Raw genomic sequence first — 19,156 nt, 5'->3', positions numbered from 1 at the left:
ATTTTGATTCTGGAACGGCAGTGAAATGATCAATCTTACGGCGGAAGAAATACTAAAAACCTCGGCGACATAGTTGCTGAGATTTTTTATTTTAGCTATGGTTGCTGATTTTGATTGAGGTTTGGTAAAAGGTTATCTTCAGACGTAATGTTTTTAATTCAGACTGTAAAATTCACTCAAAGCACTGTTTGAAATATAATATTGAACTGATGTTTTAAAGTCATTTATATTTAGTCGGTTTATGTTATCGTCCCTTTGAATCAAAAATACCTCGCCGTATTTCCGAACCCCGATTCGTTAGCCCGAATTTAGATCAATATGAATACCCAAATCTAATGTGGTTCCTTCTCCACTATCTTTGTCACGCTCAAATTTAGATTCATTAAAAAGACGGCAATAATTTTCAAAGTTTTGTGCTTCAATTTCTTTAATTATAGAACAATTGTTTAATATGGTATTCAAAATGTCGCATACGCACAAATAAATTCCAACATATGGTATAATTAAGTGAAAGCTATATGGTGATGAAAGAATGATTTTATTGAGGGGATAGTGGTGGGGATTACGCTAACGGCGAACGATACTGAAGGAGCTCACCTCGTGGCTGCTCTTTTTTTGTTCATTCAAGTAACAGGCAGCAGTTTGACACAGGTGTTTGCATACAAGTTCATCTTTTGGAAAACTTTATATATTATGCTTTCCAAAGGAGAAAGAAAAACATGAAAAAAACGATACTAACAATACTTTTATCTGTTGCAAGTAGCATCACTTTTCACTCAGTATGTAATTCTGCCGAATTAGTGCCTTTAACAACAGATGATTACCAACAGATCCAGTTTATTAATTTTTCATCGCCTGACAAGAAAGTAATTCATAAAGCTGAACTATTTGGTCCTTTCATCGGAGGTATTAAAAGAGGTAAGTTTTTAAAAATAGACGATAAATTAGTGGATCAAAATAGGTATTTCACGAGTAGGATCATGCTGGGTGATGTGACGAATGATCAACTAGATGAGGTTTTTTTTTATCAATATTCACCAGGTAGCGCAGGTGCAATGGGATTAAATGTTTATAGTCTGATCAATAGTAAATGGAGTTCAATTTTCAACGAACCAAGCAATACACACGATAATAATGAAACCGAGCGATTTAGTAATGAATATCTAACAAACAACCGAATTCGCTTTTATGATAAACGGACAGATTTGTCTGGAGTTATTGATATTTCAAGGTTCAAATTTTCAGAAGAACGCTTGAGAACGATGAGTCTAAAAACTGATCCGATTTCTGAGTATGTAATTCATTATGAAAATATAGGTTGTGGAATTGAAACCATACAATGGATTTTTGCTTTTTCTCACCCTAATGCTGTTTTTTCTTTGCATAACCATTACATTTATAAATTTGATGAACATAAATTCTCGCTGTATGAAACCAGAATCCAAGATAACGATGGGGCTATTATTACCCGAAAAAAGTATTATTAAGTTTGTTTTAAACAATGAATGGCTGCCGCGTGGTGGCTATTTTTTTCATTCATATAAGGTGAAATTTTATGTTCAAAGAGAGTGGTATTTGGTTATATCGAATTATTATCTATAAGGTTAATTCGGATATATTGTAATATTGAGGAAGAAAGCTCAAACTGGAGGGATTTCTGATGTTCGAAGTATTCGAATTGCAGGATAAAATGGCGTATTTTGATGAAGCCGTCAAACTATTTTGGAATCAATGGGGAAGTCAGAGTAACTATAAGTTTTATCTTGATTGCATGATGAACTCGTGTAATTCGGAGAGCGACTTACCCCGTTTTTATCTTGCGATCCAAAATAAAACCATTATTGGCACTTATGCATTATTACGAAATGATTTAATAAGTCGTCAGGATTTATTTCCGTGGGTCGCTTGTATATATGTTGTTCCCCAGTTAAGGGGGAATGACATAGGTTCAAAATTGCTAGAACACGCAATGCGTGAGACTAGAAAAAAGGGATACGGCAAGCTTTATTTATGTACGGATTTAAATGGTTACTACGAGAAAAATGGTTGGACTCATTTAACTACTGGCTATATGTTTAATGGCGATGCTACAAAGATTTATGAAGTTTCATTTCGCTAAACGAATGAGGTGTGAGATGGATTTAGATGACTATTTACAGGAGTATTTTCCCAACTTAAAGCTTAGTCCGCCTCTTTTTTATAATTGGGATTATGGCATTCGATTTGAACTTGGAAACCCACCGATGTTTAAGGTTGATAAAGAATTATATATGCAAAAAGTTTATGATAGGGCGATTAATCTCTACAGGTACTTACATAAAGATAATGATGAAATATTTATTGTAACAAATGCACATTTTGCTGATAAACCGAATCCAATAAGACGAAAACCCAAGGTTTACAGAAGATATATAAACAAAAAAGATGTATTACGAGGTTTGCAGCACACAGTAATCCCATATGTTTTTGGTGATGTTTATGAGATAGATGATTTTGAAACACATCGCTTTATATTAAAAAGTCATGAAAGGGACATTAAGTATGGAAGTTTGATTAAGGCAATATGTAATAACGATGTTGCAATCAAACCTTCGATTTATCATGATGTTTTTTTTGTTAATATTTCTGCTGGAACCATATTTCATGTTTATGATGACAGGGGATGTGATGTAATCGCTACATCAAAAGAAGCGTTAAAAAACATATATAGAGATTATAATGAATGGATTTTAAACTACGATAGATTAAGGATTGATCAACAATTTGCAGCCTTTGACGGTCATTGATGTCAGGCTATCCGCTCACTGGTACGCAATCGATAAAGGGTTGAACCGCGGCAGTAGAGTGGAATAATCATTACATGAAATTCTGTAAAATGATGGAACTTTTTAGAGCGCCAAACGTCTAATTTAATACTTGTATAATTTCATGAAATGAAAAAGATACGAAATTAAGTTGGTCTAGTAAGCAGATTCAATGAAGTCAATAATGAAAAAAAATTGGGAGGGGCTTTAAAGTGAAGAGAATCCAATTGTTACTTATTCTGCTTTTATTTACTTCACTTTCATTTGGTTGTACGTCTGTAAAAAAGGTTGATGTTCAAGTAAGTCCTCTATTTAAAAGTGGGAATTACCAGTTACAAGGGATAGAGGGGACAATCGGCATATTGGCTCCTGGTGGATTTATAGCTAATAAGCCAAATAAGTATATGTGGCATTTCTGGGGAACCAAAGAAGAGTTAGCACAGACTCCTTTCAAAGTCGAAGCCGTTGACTTGAAGACTGGCAAAAAACAACAAGTATTACTTGAAAACATGGGAACTGGAAATAAAAAATATGTTTGGGGATTTGATAATTTAGGTGGTACAAACAAACAAGGTGATGCATTACAAATACCTTCTGGAATGGAATTTTCGCATGCAGGGAAGTGGAGCCTTAATGCATATTTAGGTGAAAAATTGTTTGGGAGTGTGGTCGTGGATGTCAGTGAGTAGTTAATTATTCAAGATAATAAATATATCGATTACAGACAATTAATAAAACTTTAACCTGTAAAAGCCGCTGGAATTGCGTTTTTTACAGGTTAAAGTTTTATTATGGATCGCCATGAAAAAAGCGAATGTTTTCTTGGTTTAAAAGTCAAGGAATTGAGGTTTTAGTGATGGTCTTAATGTTTTCTGAGGCGAAGCGCTCTTCTTGCGTTGCATTGTTTGTTTAAAGATTTCTATATATGTAAATGCCCTGATTCATTAAATTGAAACAGGGCATTTTTTTACGCAATATTAAATTCGTGCTGTATTAAACTCTGACTTGGTCATTTCCTGTTAAGTATAAACGAAAGAAGAAAACAGCTGAATTAGTAAAGAAAAAATTGCAAATCGATGCCATGCTTCAGATCTTGGATAATGGATTGAAGTGTAATTGTTAAAGTAAAATTAGACGGTACTTGTTGCTAAAAAAGGGGGAGTGGATTTTAATATGACTAGAGCAATTACATTATTTATTCTTGCTGGATTGGCTGAAATAGGTGGAGGCTATCTGGTTTGGCTTTGATTACGGGAATCCAAACCAATATGGTACGGGATTGTAGGAGGTATCATCTTAGTTTTATATGGTATCTTACCCACGCTTCAAACTTTTCCGTCGTTTGGTCGTGTGTATGCCGCATACGGGGGTGTATTTATTGTGTTAGCTGTATTTTGGGGTTGGTTTGTTGATAAGAAAACGCATGATACATATGATTGGATAGGGGCTTGTATTTGTGTAGTTGGTGTTTCAGTTATGTTATGGGGACCTGGAAATTAAATTATCACTTTGAAGTTATAATTATATTTATTTTTATCTTCTTAAGTTAGGAGCCTTTTTCAAGGTTCCTAAACGGTTACTATTAATTAAAGAGTAACGAAATTAGAAATATTGGAGCGAAGGTCACTTCCATTGTTATTTCAAATGATCGATATTTTATTTTGATCATGTTAAATCCCCCTTTCTGAGCAATAACTTCAAAGGTAGTTTGAGCAAGTTAGGAGAAATCGATACAAAATTGTAGAATAAAATCTGCTGAATTTGGACATTGGAATATAAACATTTTTTATTATTTTTAGTTTATATATAAAAGGGGCTTTCCCATTGGAAAGCCCCTTTTATATATTTATTTATTGAACAATATTTCTAATGCCTCACGTTGAGGAGGTTTCACATTTACTTTGGGACGAATGCTTTTTGCTAAATCCTCAGCTTCATCGATTGATTGGAGTGAGGACTATCCTTCGGTAGAAGATTTTATTCGGTTTCTTGAAAAGCCAATCGCAATGAAGAATTTTTATTGTAATCTTAAAGAAGCTGCAAGAGCTGTAAATAAAATTAATGATGACGATGATTCCTTACACTTCCTCGATTATCCTTTGGTTCGAGACCCGTTTGAAGAAGAAAGCGCAAAATTGTTTAACACTATAAATTCGTTTAAAAAAAATCAATAATGAAATCAAAAGATGTAATCCCGAAAAGGGATGAGCATGAACTGGATGACCATTCCACGTAGTAATAAATAACTTATGGCTGTGATTTGAGTCCTCGTCATTGGAATGCATGATAAAACCTGTTATTGGAATATCCACATAATCTCTTCCCTCCATATAAACTTAGACTTTGTATTCTATGAAGGGGCACTTGTAATGGTTTTCAAAAAACCCATGTCCTGCAAAAGCAGTTCATGGGTTTTTTGGTTTTGAAAAGTGAAATATACTTAATCTTTTAAAAGTGATTTAATTTTGAATTCGATTAACTGATTATCTAGTTTATAGCCTCCATTTCTCCTAATACAACTTGTTCTCCCGAATAAGCGTCAAAATCAACAACCATTTTATTTCCTAATGGATACACCGCTTCAACCACCCAAACGGTATGTTGTTCCTTTTGATTGTTGATTTCATATTCTTTGATTTCAAATAACTTTGCACTTCATGTGGCTTTATCAGCACTATTTAGATCTAACTTTTTTCCCAATTCCAATGCATGTTCTTTAGTCATTATTTTCGTATTTGACGTACCATAAAATTGATTCGTATTGACAATTTCAATAATTGTTTTAGCCAAATCAGTCATTATATTATTGTCCTCATTATTTGCGCAACTTGACCAGTTATATTCACGAACCGCTCCATTGATTTTAACTTTTAAATAGAATTCTGGCTTTTCAGTACATTTTACAAATTTCTTTTCACCCAAAAAATTGGATAGCACCATTTTTTTATATATTTTTTGTCGTTCTTCATTATTTAGCTGAAAATCACTAACACCTAGCATTTGACCATTTTTTAGGTCTTTCACCAATTTCATATCAATCGTATTAATCTCATTTGCTTGATTATCACCATATTTAAGTTGAAATTGGAACAAATCTTGTTTCGATACGTCATATGAAAGGTATAAAACATCGATACTTTTCGCTTCGCCAGAACAACCGTTTAAGGTATATTTCATTTCTGTATTCGTTTCTGTTTTGTCAAAGTTTTCACAGGAGTATGTTGTAACTTTGCCTGCCCCAAATTTATCTTGCGTAGTATCATATTGAAGCTCGAATTTTCCATCCTGGTACTTGATATTGTGATAAATAGGGTCACCTTCGATCGTATAATGAGAGAGACGAATAGAAGTGTTTTCTTTGTTTTTCACCATTTTTACAAAGTCATCCATTTTGTAGAGGTTAGTAACACTTCCGTGGATATCAACAACGTCAGCATTGTTTTTAATTTCTGAACCTTTAGGTTGGTCGATAGCTTTTATATTTTGACAGCCTGACATAAGGCTCATTACACAGGCAAATAACATTAACTTTTTGAGCATTTTAAAACCTCCTATAATCTTATACATTATTGACGAGTCGGATATACATTTTGTTCCATGTACAATGACATTATACCTAAAATAAAAAAGAATGAAGGCATGGAAACCTTCACTCTTGGTTATCCTTTCATGGCACTGAAAGAATCATTTACATCAACGAACACACTGGACTACCCAAGCTACACTCTACTTTCACTAAAGAGCAGCAACGGACAGAAATGTGGAAAAGAGTCAGTTAAACTTTAATACAATCCAGTCTTATTTGTGGTAAAATTAACCATATAGTGCAGATGGGGAATGGTAAAATGTGGAAATACATGTTCAATAGATTCCTTGGAAATGAAATTTCAAAATACGTGGATTCTAAAAATAAAGCAAAACGCCAACAAAGAGAGTCGCAAAAAAGGTTCGAAGTACATCGGGAACAACTTAGACAAGAAGAAAGTCAAAAAGAAATCATACTTCGTATACAGAAAGAAAAATTTAACAGGCACATAAATTTGGCTGATGCTTTTCTACGTGACGTAGTTAAACTCGAACAAATGGTAGATGATAAGGCTGCGTCCATTAAAGAATTCTTTAACTATAACGGCGATATGAAGATATATAGGTCCATCTTTTTAACTACGCCTCAGAAAGAAGAGCTAAAGAAACAATTAGATTTAAAACCAGCTGATTATATTGCATATCCCCACACTAACTACCAAAAAGACGAAGCATCGACGATTGAATATATATTTGAGAACACCAATATATTTAAATCATTAAAACAAAAAATGAGCCTTAAAAGATATGTGCTTTATGCTAATGCCAAGTTCCCAACGATTTACCTTTTTTTGAGATTAGACAGCAAGTAAATGTAAAGAGGCTGTTGTATGAAGGGATACGATAGATACCCAAGGACTGCCTCGTGGCAGCCCTTCTCTTCGCTAATGAGGGCTTAAAAGTGATTTTCTAATATTACATAACATCACTGGGGATAAAATAGAAAATTAACAAAGGAGGGCTCATCCGATGAATGAAAAAAATGAAGAAATTAAAAAGATCTTACACGAAGAGAAAATAGCAAGGGGTAAAAAAGACTATTATAAAAAGCTTTATAAAAATAAGTAAAAAAACGATCTATCGGAATTATTTTAGGCATTGCTGTAACTTTAGCTGTATTATCATATATTTTTATCAAAAAAACAGACCCAGGCACTATAGCTGGTATGCTTATTTTTCTACTCATTTGCGTTTTCGTGTTGAAAAACATTTATTTTAAAAATCTTAATGAAGAAGTAGAAGCAGATATGTATGAAAAATACCAACAAGCCCTTCTTAAATTATCGCAAAACCCAAAAGATACTCTTTTACGTCAACAAGCGCTAGCGATTGGAAGAATGTATAATTCGTCATCTCGCCCAAATCATATGCCAACTGTTTATGATGAAACAGCAATAGCGAATGACATTCATGCTGCATGTAGTCAGTGATCAATAATATGCGCATATCAATTTGGGGGGGGAAACTTGTGATTAGGCGAACTCTTAAGGAAATTGAGCAAATGGCTTTAGGAAACGGTTTAGACATTAAGTTTTACGATATCGACGTTCAAGGGATATCGATTGATTCTAGAACTATTGCTCCTGGCAATATGTTTGTGCCCATCGTCAGAGATAAGGACGGGCACGATTATATTAAAGAAGCAATACAAAATGGAGCCATCGCAGCCTTTTGGCAAAATGATCATCCGTATCCACCATGCGATATCCCATTAATATTTTTTGATGATTGCTTAATCGCTTTACAACTGTTAGCGAAATCTTATCGTAACCAACTTTCTATCAAGGTTGTGGCGATAACTGGTAGTAATGGGAAGACTACAACAAAAGACATGGTCACCTCAATTTTGGAAACTACGTATAGAGTCCATAAAACAAAGGGAAATTTAAATAGTCAGATCGGATTACCTTTGACTCTCCTTGAAATACAAGAGCATACGGAAGTGGCTGTTCTTGAGATGGGAATGAGCGAGCGAGGGCAAATAGAACGACTTTCACAAATAGCTGAGCCTGATATAGCTGTAATAACAATGATAGGTCTCTCACATTTAGGGTCACTAGGGTCTAGAGAAGAAATTGCGGCGGCAAAGTTGGAGATTTCAAAAGGTTTAAAAAGTAACGGCGTACTTATACTTAACGGCGATGAGCCATTATTAAAAGTCGACTTCAATCGGATCATTCATTTCGGTGCAAATGATTCGAACGATTACTTCGTTAATTCAATCAAACAAGAACCAGAAAAAACTTTATTTCTTACAAATCAATCTACAAAGCAGTATTGTATTCCGATGATCGGAAAACATAACGTTTTAAATGCACTTGCTTCTATTGTCGTCTCGGAGCAGCTGTTGGTATCAGAAGAGTTAATAAAAAGAGGATTAGAAGAATTGAAAATGACTGGAATGAGAATGGAGCAAGTGAAGTCTAAGGACGGATTCACATTGATCAACGATGCATGGAACGCAAGTCCTGTTTCGATGATTGCTGCTATTGAGACTTTTGAAGCATTAGTAGGATATTCTCGAAAATTTTTAATATTAGGTGATATGCTTGAACTTGGAGATCGCGAAAAGGATTTTCATAAGGAAATTGGACAAATGATCGACCCAAGTAAAATCGATTACGTCTTTACCATTGGTGATCTGGGAAAGGAAATAGCTGTTGAAGCCAAAAAGAAATTTAAAGATGATAGTCGTGTTAAAGCATTTCAGGATAAAAACGCTGTTACTCAAGAAATACGCTCACTTGCTAGCCCACAGGATGTTATTTTGGTAAAGGGTTCTAGGGGTATGAAATTAGAAGAAATCGTCTTAGAATTATCTTAAAACAATTATAGACTTAGAACCTTATCATTGAGTTGTTTGAAGTCAAGGGCTGCCGCGAGGTAGCCCTTTGCTAAGCTAACAGGTAGAATAGTTGAAATATTAGCTGATTTTTTATGATATAATTAACTGGAAATAGTTTCCGATTATTACATCGTTATCTCAAAGGCGGGCACTACTATGAACTTATCTGACATTAAAAAACATATACCATCCATGACAAATATATCCGAAATTTCTTTGGTCTCAAAGGGATTCTCTTACGATGGTAAGTATTTCTTATACGAGGAAAGTGATTTACCCAAATATGTATTACGAACTTCACCTAGGCAACAGATTCAGCATAAAAGACAAGAGTTTGAAGTTGTTACTAACATTTATGAAATGGGGGTCAGAACTTCAAAACCGATTGAATTCGGTTCGATTGAATCATTAGACATCTGTTATATGATACTGAGTTTTGTTGAAGGAGATGATGCATCTGAGATATTACCTTCCTTATCATATGACGAACAATACCAGATCGGAATTGAGGCTGGACAAGAACTAAGAAAAATGCATGAATTAACAAAACCTAGCTCGGAAAGTTGGTATGAACGAAGATTATTAAAACATAATCATCAATATGAAAGTTACAGAAATTGCGGAGTTAAGCTTCCTGAGGAGGATATAATAATATCTTTTATTAATCAAAATTTAATTTACATTAACAATCGTCCAAATCGATTCCAACATGATGATTTCCATCCGAGCAACCTTATTATTCATGATCGCAGTTATGTGGGGGTAATCGATTTTAACCGATGCGATTGGGGAGACCCTTATCATGATTTTTTGAAAATCGCATACTTTAGCCGAGAAGTTAGTATTCCGTTTTGCATTGGGCAAATACATGGTTACTTTAATGGAATTGTTCCTCTAGAATTTTGGAAATTGTACGCTTTATATACAGCCATGATTATCTTCCCAACAATTACTTGGACTCTTAAGGTTGTGCCAGAGCAACTCGAATCAATGTTAGCTAGAATAAATGTTGTGTTGAAAGATCATCAAAACTTTGAGAAAATTATTCCCGTCTGGTTTAACACGTAAGGTAACAGGCAACAATTAACAAGCAAACAAGAATAGGTGCTGCGGCAGCCTGAATTGAACGCGCAGTGAAATTAAATTGAATCATCATGGAAGCATTTTTCATATACGTGGTTGAAATTAATAAATTAATTAACATACAACCTAAAAGGGGGAATTAAGAAATGTCCGACGGTATGGAAAAAATACTTTTTGACCCTATGAATCATCCTGAGTGGGTAGAACCACATAGTCTAGAATGGTATGAGCAATTATTTCAGGAAGTTGGAGAATATAAATATCCTTGGAAGTCTCAGTTTGATGAAGAGAGAGCGGAAAAGATATTCGTAGACAAGATAACTACGTACTTAGGTAATGGACGGTTATTGGATGTCGGATGTGGTCATGGTGAATTTGCGTTACAATTTTCAATAAATGCAAGAGAAGTTGTTGGGATTGATACGGTAGAGGGTTTTATTAAAACGGGGAATAAAAACAAATTGAAAGAAAACACCTATTTTTTTGTTATTGATGGAAATGGTAATTTGCCTTTTTTAGATAATTATTTCGATGTAGCATATACAAAAAAGGGACCAAGAGATTGGTACCATGAAGGAAATCGAATTGTTAAACCTGGTGGGCTTATCTTAGGGTTTTACCATGCAGGTAGTTACGGTGCATTAAGGGAACTTTTTCCTGGTTTATATTCCCCAAGACCGAAACCAGAACCAAATGATTTATTACGTGAACTCAAACTTGATGATAGTGGATTAAATGATATTAAAGTAGAACTGCTAGAAGAAATTGAATATCTTTCAACACCAGAAGATGTTCTTTTAAAAAAGTGCTTTGGGCAGAATAAAAAACTAAGAGAAATTGTTTGGAAAGAATGTTTACAGGATGTAGAGGGAATTTTTAATAAACATGCAACTTCAAAAGGACTGAAAATCATTAATTATTATCACTTGTTATCTGCAAAAGCTTCGTAATCTATTAAAATTAAAGGAAAAAGACAGCGGGTGCTTAAGCATCCGCTTTTCTTTCGCCCAATTAACGGGCAGAATAACATGATGAATTATCCTTAAAAAGGAAAAAAATTATGATATGTTGAAAATATTACCTTATGGGTTCCAATTAAGGAGGGGAGTACAAATATGAATTCGAACGTCCAAAAACTGGTGTCTGATTATTTTAATGGTCCGTTAAAACAACATAGCATTTACCCCTTTCTTTCAGAAGCTTTAGACAGAGCTTTAATAATAGTAACTGGCAGTTACTCGTTTGGAATGTCTAACGAATCATCGGACCTCGATATTGAATTTATAATTCCCGATGTATTGCACACTGCATTAGTCGAAATGGCGGGTGGGGTCCAACATTTATGGGTTCACGATGAGAATTATCACCCCTTAGTAGATATTAAGATCCGACCTTTGATTTGGCTCCAAAACCGATTGAATGGAAGTGATCCTGAAGTTCTTTGGATATACCAACATGCTATTTCTATTCAGGATAGTGAACAAATCCTTTCGCAACTTCTCACTGATGCGACCAGGCGATTTCGGTCAATAACTTTGGGTCTTATCATGCAATGTTACAAAGATATTCGCACAGGAGTAACAATTTCTGCATCGCGAGAAACATTGGGAAAAACAATTATGATGACCAGAACAATCGAAGCGGCGTTGGCTTTACCTTTTCTCTCACGGGGAGAGCCATACCCTTATCCGAAGTGGAAAAGTATTTGGTTGATAAAGAGTCACAAACAAGGGGCGACTATCGTGTCTCTCTGTGAGCAATGGTTAGCAGGAAAACAAGTTTATGAAGCATTAAGAGAAGTAATTAACTCAATAATGATTGAGGCAGGATATCAGGATTTAATCAAACACTTCTGGAGGAAGATTTAACAATCTATTGAGCTAACGGCAAACGTTAATTGAATGTTAAGATGTAATTTAAGAACTAAAAGGGATACAATGATTCCAGCTAATGGATCTCAATAGTTCGAATCGGGAGTGTTTTCTTCTTCCATTTGTATCCTCTTTTAACTGGAGTTCCTATGGTGGCATCACTCCACCAGCACCTTAATGAATAAAGAGCGGATCTCATAGCTCTTTATTTTCTGTATATCACCCAACCGTTGGAATATAATGGTGGAAAAGCTTTATAGGGGGAAATTACACAAATGCCAACCAAAGAAGATCTTATCAACGCCATAGCAGAGGTGCTGGCGGTTAAATTAAAAGATTATAGGATAGAGCAAGCGTGTAATGATTTAGGGTTAAACCCGACGGATGTTAACCCTTCCCAGAGCAAAAGGGTCTATTCGAGAAATCGGCTCTATGGTAAAACCGCAGACGAACTCCTGGATATCGCTGATAAGGTTTTAGTGGATTACGGGGATACAGATGAGGCGGTGTTAGAGCTAGAAGTTGAAGCCCATCTCGGCGGATATGGACCTGTTGAACAGCTTATTTTTGGTGGCAATCAAAAGCCAGATGTTTACTTTGATTTGGTCAATAATCAACTTCATATTGTTGATCCCAAAGGCAACCTTGTTTATGATCGGAGAATTATCCGCAATAAGGGGGTTTATTTAGAAGATTTGGAGGATTGGTGGCAGCATAAAAACAGAAATCAGATCAAACTTCTAAATCAAATGTATCAGTCCTTGCAAAGCGATCCCGAGCGTCTGTTTTACTTTACATATTACAAGAAATTTCAGCCACTACTTGGAGGGAAATTACCAGCACTCATCCCGCAAGTACACTTCAACTATGACCCGAAAACTATACAGCAGCTCAGCATGCAAAGACGAATTACCCAACGAATGGATTTTCTCATGTTCCTGCCGCGTAAGCGTTCGATTTTTGAAATTGATGGAATCCAGCACTATTCGGTTTCAGATCCTGCAACAAATCGCAATATTGCAAATAGCAGGCTTTATGCTCAAATGGTTACTGAAGATCGAATGTATCGATTGGCTGGATATGAAGTTTTTCGCTTCGGAGGACAGGAATTTATTAACCAAACGTCAGCAGAACAAATGGTCTTTGATTTTTTTGAAAAGTATTTTAAAGAGAATAAGATCATGTGAGCGGATCGCCTTCTTAAAGAGGGCAGTTTTTGTTAAGGAAGGGGGAAATTGCCTCCTTTTTTTATTTGAAAAGCCTTAAACAAAATTGTTTTTTTAATTATTAGGCTATTTTAAAGAAAATATTGATTTTTAATAATCAGAAAACCGCCTAACGGAAAGGCGGCTAATTTAGCTATCACTTCTCATTTTCTGAAACGTTAATTATAAACGAACTTATTTTTTTAATTTTTGCATTTTTGCCCAAGCATCGATCTACATTACAGAAAGCGTAGCTTATCTTGCTTTCGAGGTTTAGGACACCATTTACGGAGCCAGAATTTCCGTGTGTTATTATGTTGCTGATAACCATTTCAGTTGCTTTTTTGTCAATCAGTTGTTCAAGCATTCTGAAAACTTCAGCCTTACCTAGTAATACAGTGTCACCGATAAAATACCAGCGGATATCTTCCGAGATGGTCTCCATGATAAAGCCGACATTTTTGCAAGCAAAGGCAACGTTGAATGCTCTAAGTAGTTCTTTTTGGTGCGTTTCCACAATCTTCTGCACAAATAATCTTCACTTGATTATATCGAAAGATGTCCTCTGACATACTTCACGATCCCCCTTAATCAACAAGAAAAAGCTTTTCTTCGAAAGTTGCTGTTCGTCTCCTTTACATAAACAAGCAAGAGATGACTAACATATTTTTCTTTTTCGATACGGTATTCTCATATTCCTTGCTATCTATATAATGGAAGAAACAAGCTAGATGCAACTGCATGTGGAAAATGGTGGTTATTCTTGAAAAGGGGGGATCATCGGAAAAAAAAGACATATCTAGTCATATATTATGATTTTTCGTCAAGATAGTCGAGAAAATATAGATAATATGACTAATAAGATTTATAATTAATTCCATAATAGCCCAATTCGTTAGGTTAATAAAAAGGGAGTAGTAAATGGAAAAACATAAGATAGAGGAAATATTACTTAATAAAGAACATGAAACTTTGCCAGAAGAACAAGAATTGCTAAAAACATTTTTAAATGCTAATAAAGTTGAAGCAATTGAAAAATTATATACGATCGATCCTAAGGATGTAGGAGGTAGAACGGCTTTAGCAGGCTTCTATTTTCAATTTTTAGTGACTATTGAATATATACTAGAGATGTTGGATGGGAAATGGGATTATGTAGCATGTGAACTTCATGAAGATATTATTGTGGGAAAAGAAAAACATATTAAATTTATTCAAGTTAAAACAAGCGAGAAAACTGAGCTTTCTGTTTCTGGTACTATTACAAGGACAAAAAAGGAAATAGAAGGAGTAAAACGACTGGTAAGTGATTCTTGGATTGATAAATTATTAGTTAATTCAAAACATTTTAAAAGTAAGGATGGTTACTTGACAGAATTTGAGTTAGTTACAACTTTTGTGCTAACAAAAACTAACGAAATAGACGTAAGCAATTATGATCGATTCATAAAAAAAAGTGAAATTATTAAGGATGATGATTCGCTTTTAGTTTATCTTTCAAAAGATGTCTATTTAAAAAAAGAAAAAGTCCCTTTTTTTTATGAGGAAGAGTGTGGAGAAAATCTTAAAGAATTGTTGTCAAGATTTCTTATCCGCAAAGAAATTGACTTACTAAATTTTCGTAAATATGAATTAGCGTTAATGCAAAGCTTGGGTGATAAAATTCATCGTAGAGCGAGAGTTAATGAAGATGATTTTTATATGTTAATCGGTGAATTGATGCAAAGGTGTGCGAAAAAGGGAGATAACACTGTGTTATTTATTACGAAGGATGAAGCTAAAGACTTACTCGGGAAAATTGAAGATCGGGTCGTTCCTGAAACATTAAGGTATACGGCTAAATATAATGCGGAATCAATTTTTGATGAAATTTTCGGGAAAATAAGAAATGAAATTTCATTAAACCAAATTTACTTGGAAATAGAGCACTTTCTAGAGAACTATAAAGTATATTTATTAGAATGGACTGATGGAACAAGTACAGTAAGAGAACTTGTGAATAGACTTGTTGATGGATGGAAAGATTCTGATGCGATATATTCCTTATCCCAAAGTGATATTGTTACTAAACTAACTAATTTGATTAAAATTAATTTGATTCTAATGATAATATATGATGCTACTACAAACTTTTCTAGCAATTATTCTAAACTACTTGTAAAAGAAATAAATAATGAAGTTTTTTTCTCGTTTTTAAGCCTTTCTATGCCTGCAACGTTAGATCAAGCTTTAGAAAAATTAAAAAAGATTTTGGCAAGAAAATATCGAGATGGGGCATCACTTGAATTCTTGATACATACTCCTAAAACTATCCTACTTGGAGACTTTTTAGATAATGATGAACCCTTACGTAAATTATTTATTAAAGATATAAAACCCTATATTGGTGAATTGGACGAGACTGCACGATTAGATGAAGTTGTAGTAGCAATTGATGTGATTCCTGGAGAACCAGTAATGAAATTATATCGTAATTTATTTGGATATAATGATTTAAAAGAGTTACGTGAAAAATTAACTGAAAAATTTATTGCAAAATTAGGGAGTCAATAATGCTATCATACACTAGCACATATGAACGGCTAATAAGTAAAAAATTTCAAAAAAAGGAATTGGAAGTATTAAAAAATTTTGGTGTTACTTTTTTTTACAACGGATCGATCGGGGTCATTCTACAATATTGGGATTATATTTTAAGTGTGGAAGAGCTAATAAACGAATGCGTTCAAATAAGGGAGACACTACTGGAATCCAGTTTTAATATTTGGAACTGTTATTATATCCTGTGTACTGATGAAGAGAAAACAATTGAAACAGTTTATGCTATGGAGCGGGAAACTTCATCATTTCGGAAATATGTAATTCGTGGAGAAATTGATTTGAAACGTATACCTTTCCTCGATGACACTATTATTTCTAATCCTCAAAATCCATTGCTGCCAGATCCACTGGATCTTAGTGATAAACTTGTTTTGGATTTGTACTCATTTATCTTAAGAAATAATGGGGAGAATCAAAAATTGAAAAAAGAAGCGATTGACGAAGCGTTAAAACTTGTATTAACGGAACGAGGATAATATATGAATATTGATCGAATAAAAATTAAGAATTTTAGAAATTATGAAGGAATACACGAGTTTAATTTGAGAAAACAAATAACAATCCTATATGCACCTAATGGCTATGGAAAGAGTTCTTTTTTTGATGCCCTTGAATGGTGTATATATGGAAACATTGGTCGATATGATAATCACGAGTCATTAGATGATAGAGATATAATAAATCATAAAGTATTAGATAATAGTAATGAATGTTCAGTTGAAATTGAATTTGCTGGAAACATTCTGAGAAGAAGCTTTAGCATTAAGTCTGGTAAAGTAAGTAATAATAAAATTGAATTAACTCCAAATGGCGGTAGTATTATCCGTGGAGTTAAAAATGTGAATGCATTCCTTAACGAGGAACCATCAGGTGATATTTTTAATCCATTATTCAAACAATCATTTATTTTATCACAGGATCAGGTGAATGATTTTATTTCTAAAGATAATCCAAAGGATAGATTCTTTGCGTTAGCTGATATTATGGGATTGAAGAATTATTTATTAGTATATTTTAATGCAAAAGAAGTTTTATCAAAAGTGAAAAGCCATAATCAGAATTTATTTGAGAAAATTGAAAAAATAAAAGAATTAAAAGAAGTTCGTAAAAATGATCAAATAAATATAAATATTTTAGATATTGAAAGCAATTTGAAAAAATTTGGATTTACAATTAACTTTATGGATGCAATTAATTCAATACAGGAACTTCAAAGAAGTACAATAAATGAACAAAATGTCCAAAATAATATTCTGAACATTTTTTTAAATCTCAAAGAGCTTGGTTATAAATTCGTTAATGAAGGGTTTAAACATATTAAGGACATTGATGTAGAAAATCAAGTTCTGCAACAAAAAATCAATGATCTAAGCACCCTCAATAACAGAGTGCTAAAATTAAAATCTAATCTTACGGAAGTGGCTACAACCTATTCAATAACAGAAAAATTAAACAAAAGTATAGCTGAGAAATCCGAACAAATAAAAACTATAGGACTAATGAATGATATTAGTATAGAAGAAATACAAACTGATTTAATTTCAAAAAGGACCAGAGAATCGAAATTGGAATTTGCAATTTTATATAAAGATTCATACATCAATAATAATCAAGTTAGTATCGATTTTATAAAGAAACGTGATGAATTATTCAATAAAGAATTATTGTTATCTAAAAGAAGAATAAGGCTTGAAAAATTAAAAGCGAATGTTAATGAATTGCTTAACATAACAAACCAAGGGAAGCTCTCTAAATTAAATGAAAATGTAACTAATATTTATGACTATATAAAAAAAAATGATGTTAATGGAGTTTGTCCTGTTTGTTCTGCTACACACGAAAATAATCTTGAAAGAAAAATCGAAGTTACGTTAAAGCAATATCAAAATGAATTAATTTATCTAACCAATCGAACAAATAAGTTACTGAATAAAGAAAAATTTATAAATAAGAAATTTGAAATCAATTCGCAGAGCCTAAAAACATTAAATGTGGAAAAAGAAGGACTTAATTTAAAGAATCAGGCTGCAAAGCAGCAACTAAAAAGCATCGAAGAGAACGATTTGTTTGATAAAACATTATTCGCTTCATATGAGAAAGAAGAATTGATAAATAAAAAGAAAATCATTTCAATTGATATCGAAAAGATAGAGAAAAGTGTAAATATATTATTTTCGTTGAGTTCTGAAAAGAAGGAATTAACATCATTATTAGATCAAATTGGTTTGAAAAAGTTCACAACCGAATTATTAAGTAATTCTAGAAAAAGAATATTAAACTTAGATAAGGCAGCAAAACGAATTAATTCTTACATAGAAAGACTTACTAAAACAAGACATCAAAAAAATGATACTTATAATATGTTCTTAAATAACACTAAAATAAATAACATCCCAATAGAGTTACGTTCATTGGAGGTTCAAAAAGTAATACTTGATACTGAAAATAAATTATTATTTATTGAAGAGAAACTATCTATGGTTTCTAATCTAAGTGAAGTAAAATCGAATATGGAATTAAATAATAAAATCAAAAAAGAATTAACCGAATATGATAAATCTATTGATGATATTCAAAGGGACTTAAATAATGGTAATTCTGTTTTCAGTTCAATTAATTCATTTTTAGAGCAGATGAATTCGGCTTTAGGTGGTAATGCTGAGAATTTCTTAAATACACCATCATCTTCTATTCAAAAATATTATAGGTTTTTAAATCCTTTACCTACAAATGATTCGCTACAATTTGAAGTAGATAATGGTGAACTTCGGATACTATACCCAGTTCAAGGAAAGGACGAGACTTATCTCTCAAACGCCAGACATACATTAAGCTCAGCTCAATTAAACATTCTAGCTATTTCCGTTTTTTTAGCAACAAATGATTCTCAAGGTTTAAGTAAGCTCAAATTTGTTGCAATAGATGACCCAATTCAGAATATGGATGACATTAATAAATTCTCAATTTGTGATGTGTTGGGCTCTCTTGAAAAACAACTAATATTTTCAACGCATGATTTAGATTTTTTAAAGTTATTTGTCAAAAAAAATGAATATCAAAAAGAAAAAATCCAGGTTTTTCAACTTCAAAGCCCTCATCTTAAGGAAGGAAGAGTAAAAAACATTGTTTTTTAGATTGGAAAAGTAAAAGGAGTGCGCAAAT

The 19,156-nt window shown here is 33.3% G+C and carries 17 protein-coding genes and 1 pseudogene; 16 read left to right on the top strand and 2 right to left on the bottom strand.

Going from position 1 to position 19,156, the window contains the following annotated elements:
- The first annotated feature begins 719 nt into the window (after window positions 1–719).
- The 6 genes and pseudogenes from QFZ81_RS19835 (at window position 720) to QFZ81_RS19810 (ending at window position 4,978) form a co-directional block, all read left to right on the top strand.
- Entirely contained in the window at window positions 720–1,487 is a 768-nt protein-coding gene (locus QFZ81_RS19835) for a hypothetical protein (protein WP_307604357.1), read from the top strand.
- A 173-nt stretch (window positions 1,488–1,660) separates the two neighbouring features.
- Window positions 1,661–2,119, top strand: coding sequence for a GNAT family N-acetyltransferase (locus QFZ81_RS19830; RefSeq protein WP_307604351.1), 459 nt, complete (start codon window positions 1,661–1,663; stop codon window positions 2,117–2,119).
- Window positions 2,120–2,135: 16 nt separating this feature from the next.
- Entirely contained in the window at window positions 2,136–2,786 is a 651-nt protein-coding gene (locus tag QFZ81_RS19825) for a DUF3885 domain-containing protein (RefSeq protein ID WP_307604350.1), read from the top strand.
- Between the two features lie 230 nt (window positions 2,787–3,016).
- Complete coding sequence (locus QFZ81_RS19820) at window positions 3,017–3,493, top strand: DUF4871 domain-containing protein (protein WP_307604349.1); 477 nt, start codon at window positions 3,017–3,019, stop codon at window positions 3,491–3,493.
- A gap of 484 nt (window positions 3,494–3,977) precedes the next feature.
- Window positions 3,978–4,304 (top strand): annotated as a pseudogene (locus tag QFZ81_RS19815) (YnfA family protein).
- A gap of 401 nt (window positions 4,305–4,705) precedes the next feature.
- The gene (locus QFZ81_RS19810; RefSeq protein ID WP_307607138.1) at window positions 4,706–4,978 is read left to right on the top strand and encodes a hypothetical protein; all 273 of its coding nucleotides are present in this window, start codon (window positions 4,706–4,708) and stop codon (window positions 4,976–4,978) included.
- Window positions 4,979–5,459: 481 nt separating this feature from the next.
- Here the strand turns inward: QFZ81_RS19810 and QFZ81_RS19805 are convergent, their stop codons facing one another.
- Window positions 5,460–6,344, bottom strand: coding sequence for a DUF4362 domain-containing protein (locus QFZ81_RS19805; RefSeq protein WP_307604348.1), 885 nt, complete (start codon window positions 6,342–6,344; stop codon window positions 5,460–5,462).
- A 305-nt stretch (window positions 6,345–6,649) separates the two neighbouring features.
- Here QFZ81_RS19805 and QFZ81_RS19800 point away from each other — a divergent pair, with 305 nt between their 5' ends.
- The 7 genes from QFZ81_RS19800 (at window position 6,650) to QFZ81_RS19770 (ending at window position 13,375) form a co-directional block, all read left to right on the top strand.
- A complete protein-coding gene (locus tag QFZ81_RS19800; RefSeq protein ID WP_307604347.1) occupies window positions 6,650–7,201 on the top strand; it encodes a hypothetical protein in 552 nt (183 codons plus the stop codon).
- Window positions 7,202–7,588: 387 nt separating this feature from the next.
- Window positions 7,589–7,819, top strand: coding sequence for a hypothetical protein (locus tag QFZ81_RS19795; protein WP_307604346.1), 231 nt, complete (start codon window positions 7,589–7,591; stop codon window positions 7,817–7,819).
- A gap of 38 nt (window positions 7,820–7,857) precedes the next feature.
- Complete coding sequence (locus QFZ81_RS19790; protein WP_307604345.1) at window positions 7,858–9,213, top strand: UDP-N-acetylmuramoyl-tripeptide--D-alanyl-D-alanine ligase; 1,356 nt, start codon at window positions 7,858–7,860, stop codon at window positions 9,211–9,213.
- Window positions 9,214–9,390: 177 nt separating this feature from the next.
- A complete protein-coding gene (locus tag QFZ81_RS19785) occupies window positions 9,391–10,302 on the top strand; it encodes an aminoglycoside phosphotransferase family protein (RefSeq protein WP_307604344.1) in 912 nt (303 codons plus the stop codon).
- 161 nt (window positions 10,303–10,463) lie between these two features.
- Complete coding sequence (locus QFZ81_RS19780) at window positions 10,464–11,267, top strand: methyltransferase domain-containing protein (protein WP_307604343.1); 804 nt, start codon at window positions 10,464–10,466, stop codon at window positions 11,265–11,267.
- A gap of 165 nt (window positions 11,268–11,432) precedes the next feature.
- Window positions 11,433–12,185 (top strand): hypothetical protein, encoded by a 753-nt coding sequence (locus QFZ81_RS19775; RefSeq protein ID WP_307604342.1) that lies wholly within the window; start codon window positions 11,433–11,435, stop codon window positions 12,183–12,185.
- 278 nt (window positions 12,186–12,463) lie between these two features.
- On the top strand, window positions 12,464–13,375 hold the full coding sequence (locus tag QFZ81_RS19770; protein WP_307604341.1) for a hypothetical protein: 912 nt from the start codon (window positions 12,464–12,466) through the stop codon (window positions 13,373–13,375).
- Window positions 13,376–13,550: 175 nt separating this feature from the next.
- Here the strand turns inward: QFZ81_RS19770 and QFZ81_RS19765 are convergent, their stop codons facing one another.
- Window positions 13,551–13,922 (bottom strand): nuclear transport factor 2 family protein, encoded by a 372-nt coding sequence (locus tag QFZ81_RS19765; protein WP_307604340.1) that lies wholly within the window; start codon window positions 13,920–13,922, stop codon window positions 13,551–13,553.
- 392 nt (window positions 13,923–14,314) lie between these two features.
- Here QFZ81_RS19765 and QFZ81_RS19760 point away from each other — a divergent pair, with 392 nt between their 5' ends.
- From QFZ81_RS19760 to QFZ81_RS19750, 3 genes are read left to right on the top strand one after another with little or no spacing between them, the layout of a single operon-like run.
- Window positions 14,315–15,946, top strand: coding sequence for a dsDNA nuclease domain-containing protein (locus tag QFZ81_RS19760; RefSeq protein ID WP_307604339.1), 1,632 nt, complete (start codon window positions 14,315–14,317; stop codon window positions 15,944–15,946).
- Window positions 15,946–16,470 (top strand): ABC-three component system middle component 1, encoded by a 525-nt coding sequence (locus QFZ81_RS19755; RefSeq protein ID WP_307604335.1) that lies wholly within the window; start codon window positions 15,946–15,948, stop codon window positions 16,468–16,470. Before QFZ81_RS19760 ends, QFZ81_RS19755 begins: the two co-directional genes overlap by 1 nt.
- 3 nt (window positions 16,471–16,473) lie before the next feature.
- Entirely contained in the window at window positions 16,474–19,128 is a 2,655-nt protein-coding gene (locus QFZ81_RS19750; RefSeq protein WP_307604333.1) for an AAA family ATPase, read from the top strand.
- Window positions 19,129–19,156: the final 28 nt, after the last annotated feature.

The sequence above is a fragment of the Paenibacillus sp. V4I9 genome (assembly GCF_030817295.1).
In the GTDB taxonomy this organism is placed as follows: Bacteria; Bacillota; Bacilli; order Paenibacillales; family NBRC-103111; genus Paenibacillus_E.
This window is presented reverse-complemented; position numbering and strand designations above follow the sequence as displayed.

Excerpts from the sequence above, each read along its gene's own strand:
- QFZ81_RS19775 (WP_307604342.1), top strand. The coding sequence starts at position 11,433 with ATGAATTCGAACGTCCAAAAACTGGTGTCTGATTATTTTAATGGTCCG.
- QFZ81_RS19750 (WP_307604333.1), top strand. The coding sequence starts at position 16,474 with ATGAATATTGATCGAATAAAAATTAAGAATTTTAGAAATTATGAAGGA.
- QFZ81_RS19830 (WP_307604351.1), top strand. The coding sequence starts at position 1,661 with ATGTTCGAAGTATTCGAATTGCAGGATAAAATGGCGTATTTTGATGAA.
- QFZ81_RS19760 (WP_307604339.1), top strand. The coding sequence starts at position 14,315 with ATGGAAAAACATAAGATAGAGGAAATATTACTTAATAAAGAACATGAA.
- QFZ81_RS19805 (WP_307604348.1), bottom strand. The coding sequence starts at position 6,344 with ATGCTCAAAAAGTTAATGTTATTTGCCTGTGTAATGAGCCTTATGTCA.
- QFZ81_RS19785 (WP_307604344.1), top strand. The coding sequence starts at position 9,391 with ATGAACTTATCTGACATTAAAAAACATATACCATCCATGACAAATATA.
- QFZ81_RS19780 (WP_307604343.1), top strand. The coding sequence starts at position 10,464 with ATGTCCGACGGTATGGAAAAAATACTTTTTGACCCTATGAATCATCCT.
- QFZ81_RS19800 (WP_307604347.1), top strand. The coding sequence starts at position 6,650 with ATGTGGAAATACATGTTCAATAGATTCCTTGGAAATGAAATTTCAAAA.
- QFZ81_RS19770 (WP_307604341.1), top strand. The coding sequence starts at position 12,464 with ATGCCAACCAAAGAAGATCTTATCAACGCCATAGCAGAGGTGCTGGCG.
- QFZ81_RS19835 (WP_307604357.1), top strand. The coding sequence starts at position 720 with ATGAAAAAAACGATACTAACAATACTTTTATCTGTTGCAAGTAGCATC.
- QFZ81_RS19825 (WP_307604350.1), top strand. The coding sequence starts at position 2,136 with ATGGATTTAGATGACTATTTACAGGAGTATTTTCCCAACTTAAAGCTT.
- QFZ81_RS19755 (WP_307604335.1), top strand. The coding sequence starts at position 15,946 with ATGCTATCATACACTAGCACATATGAACGGCTAATAAGTAAAAAATTT.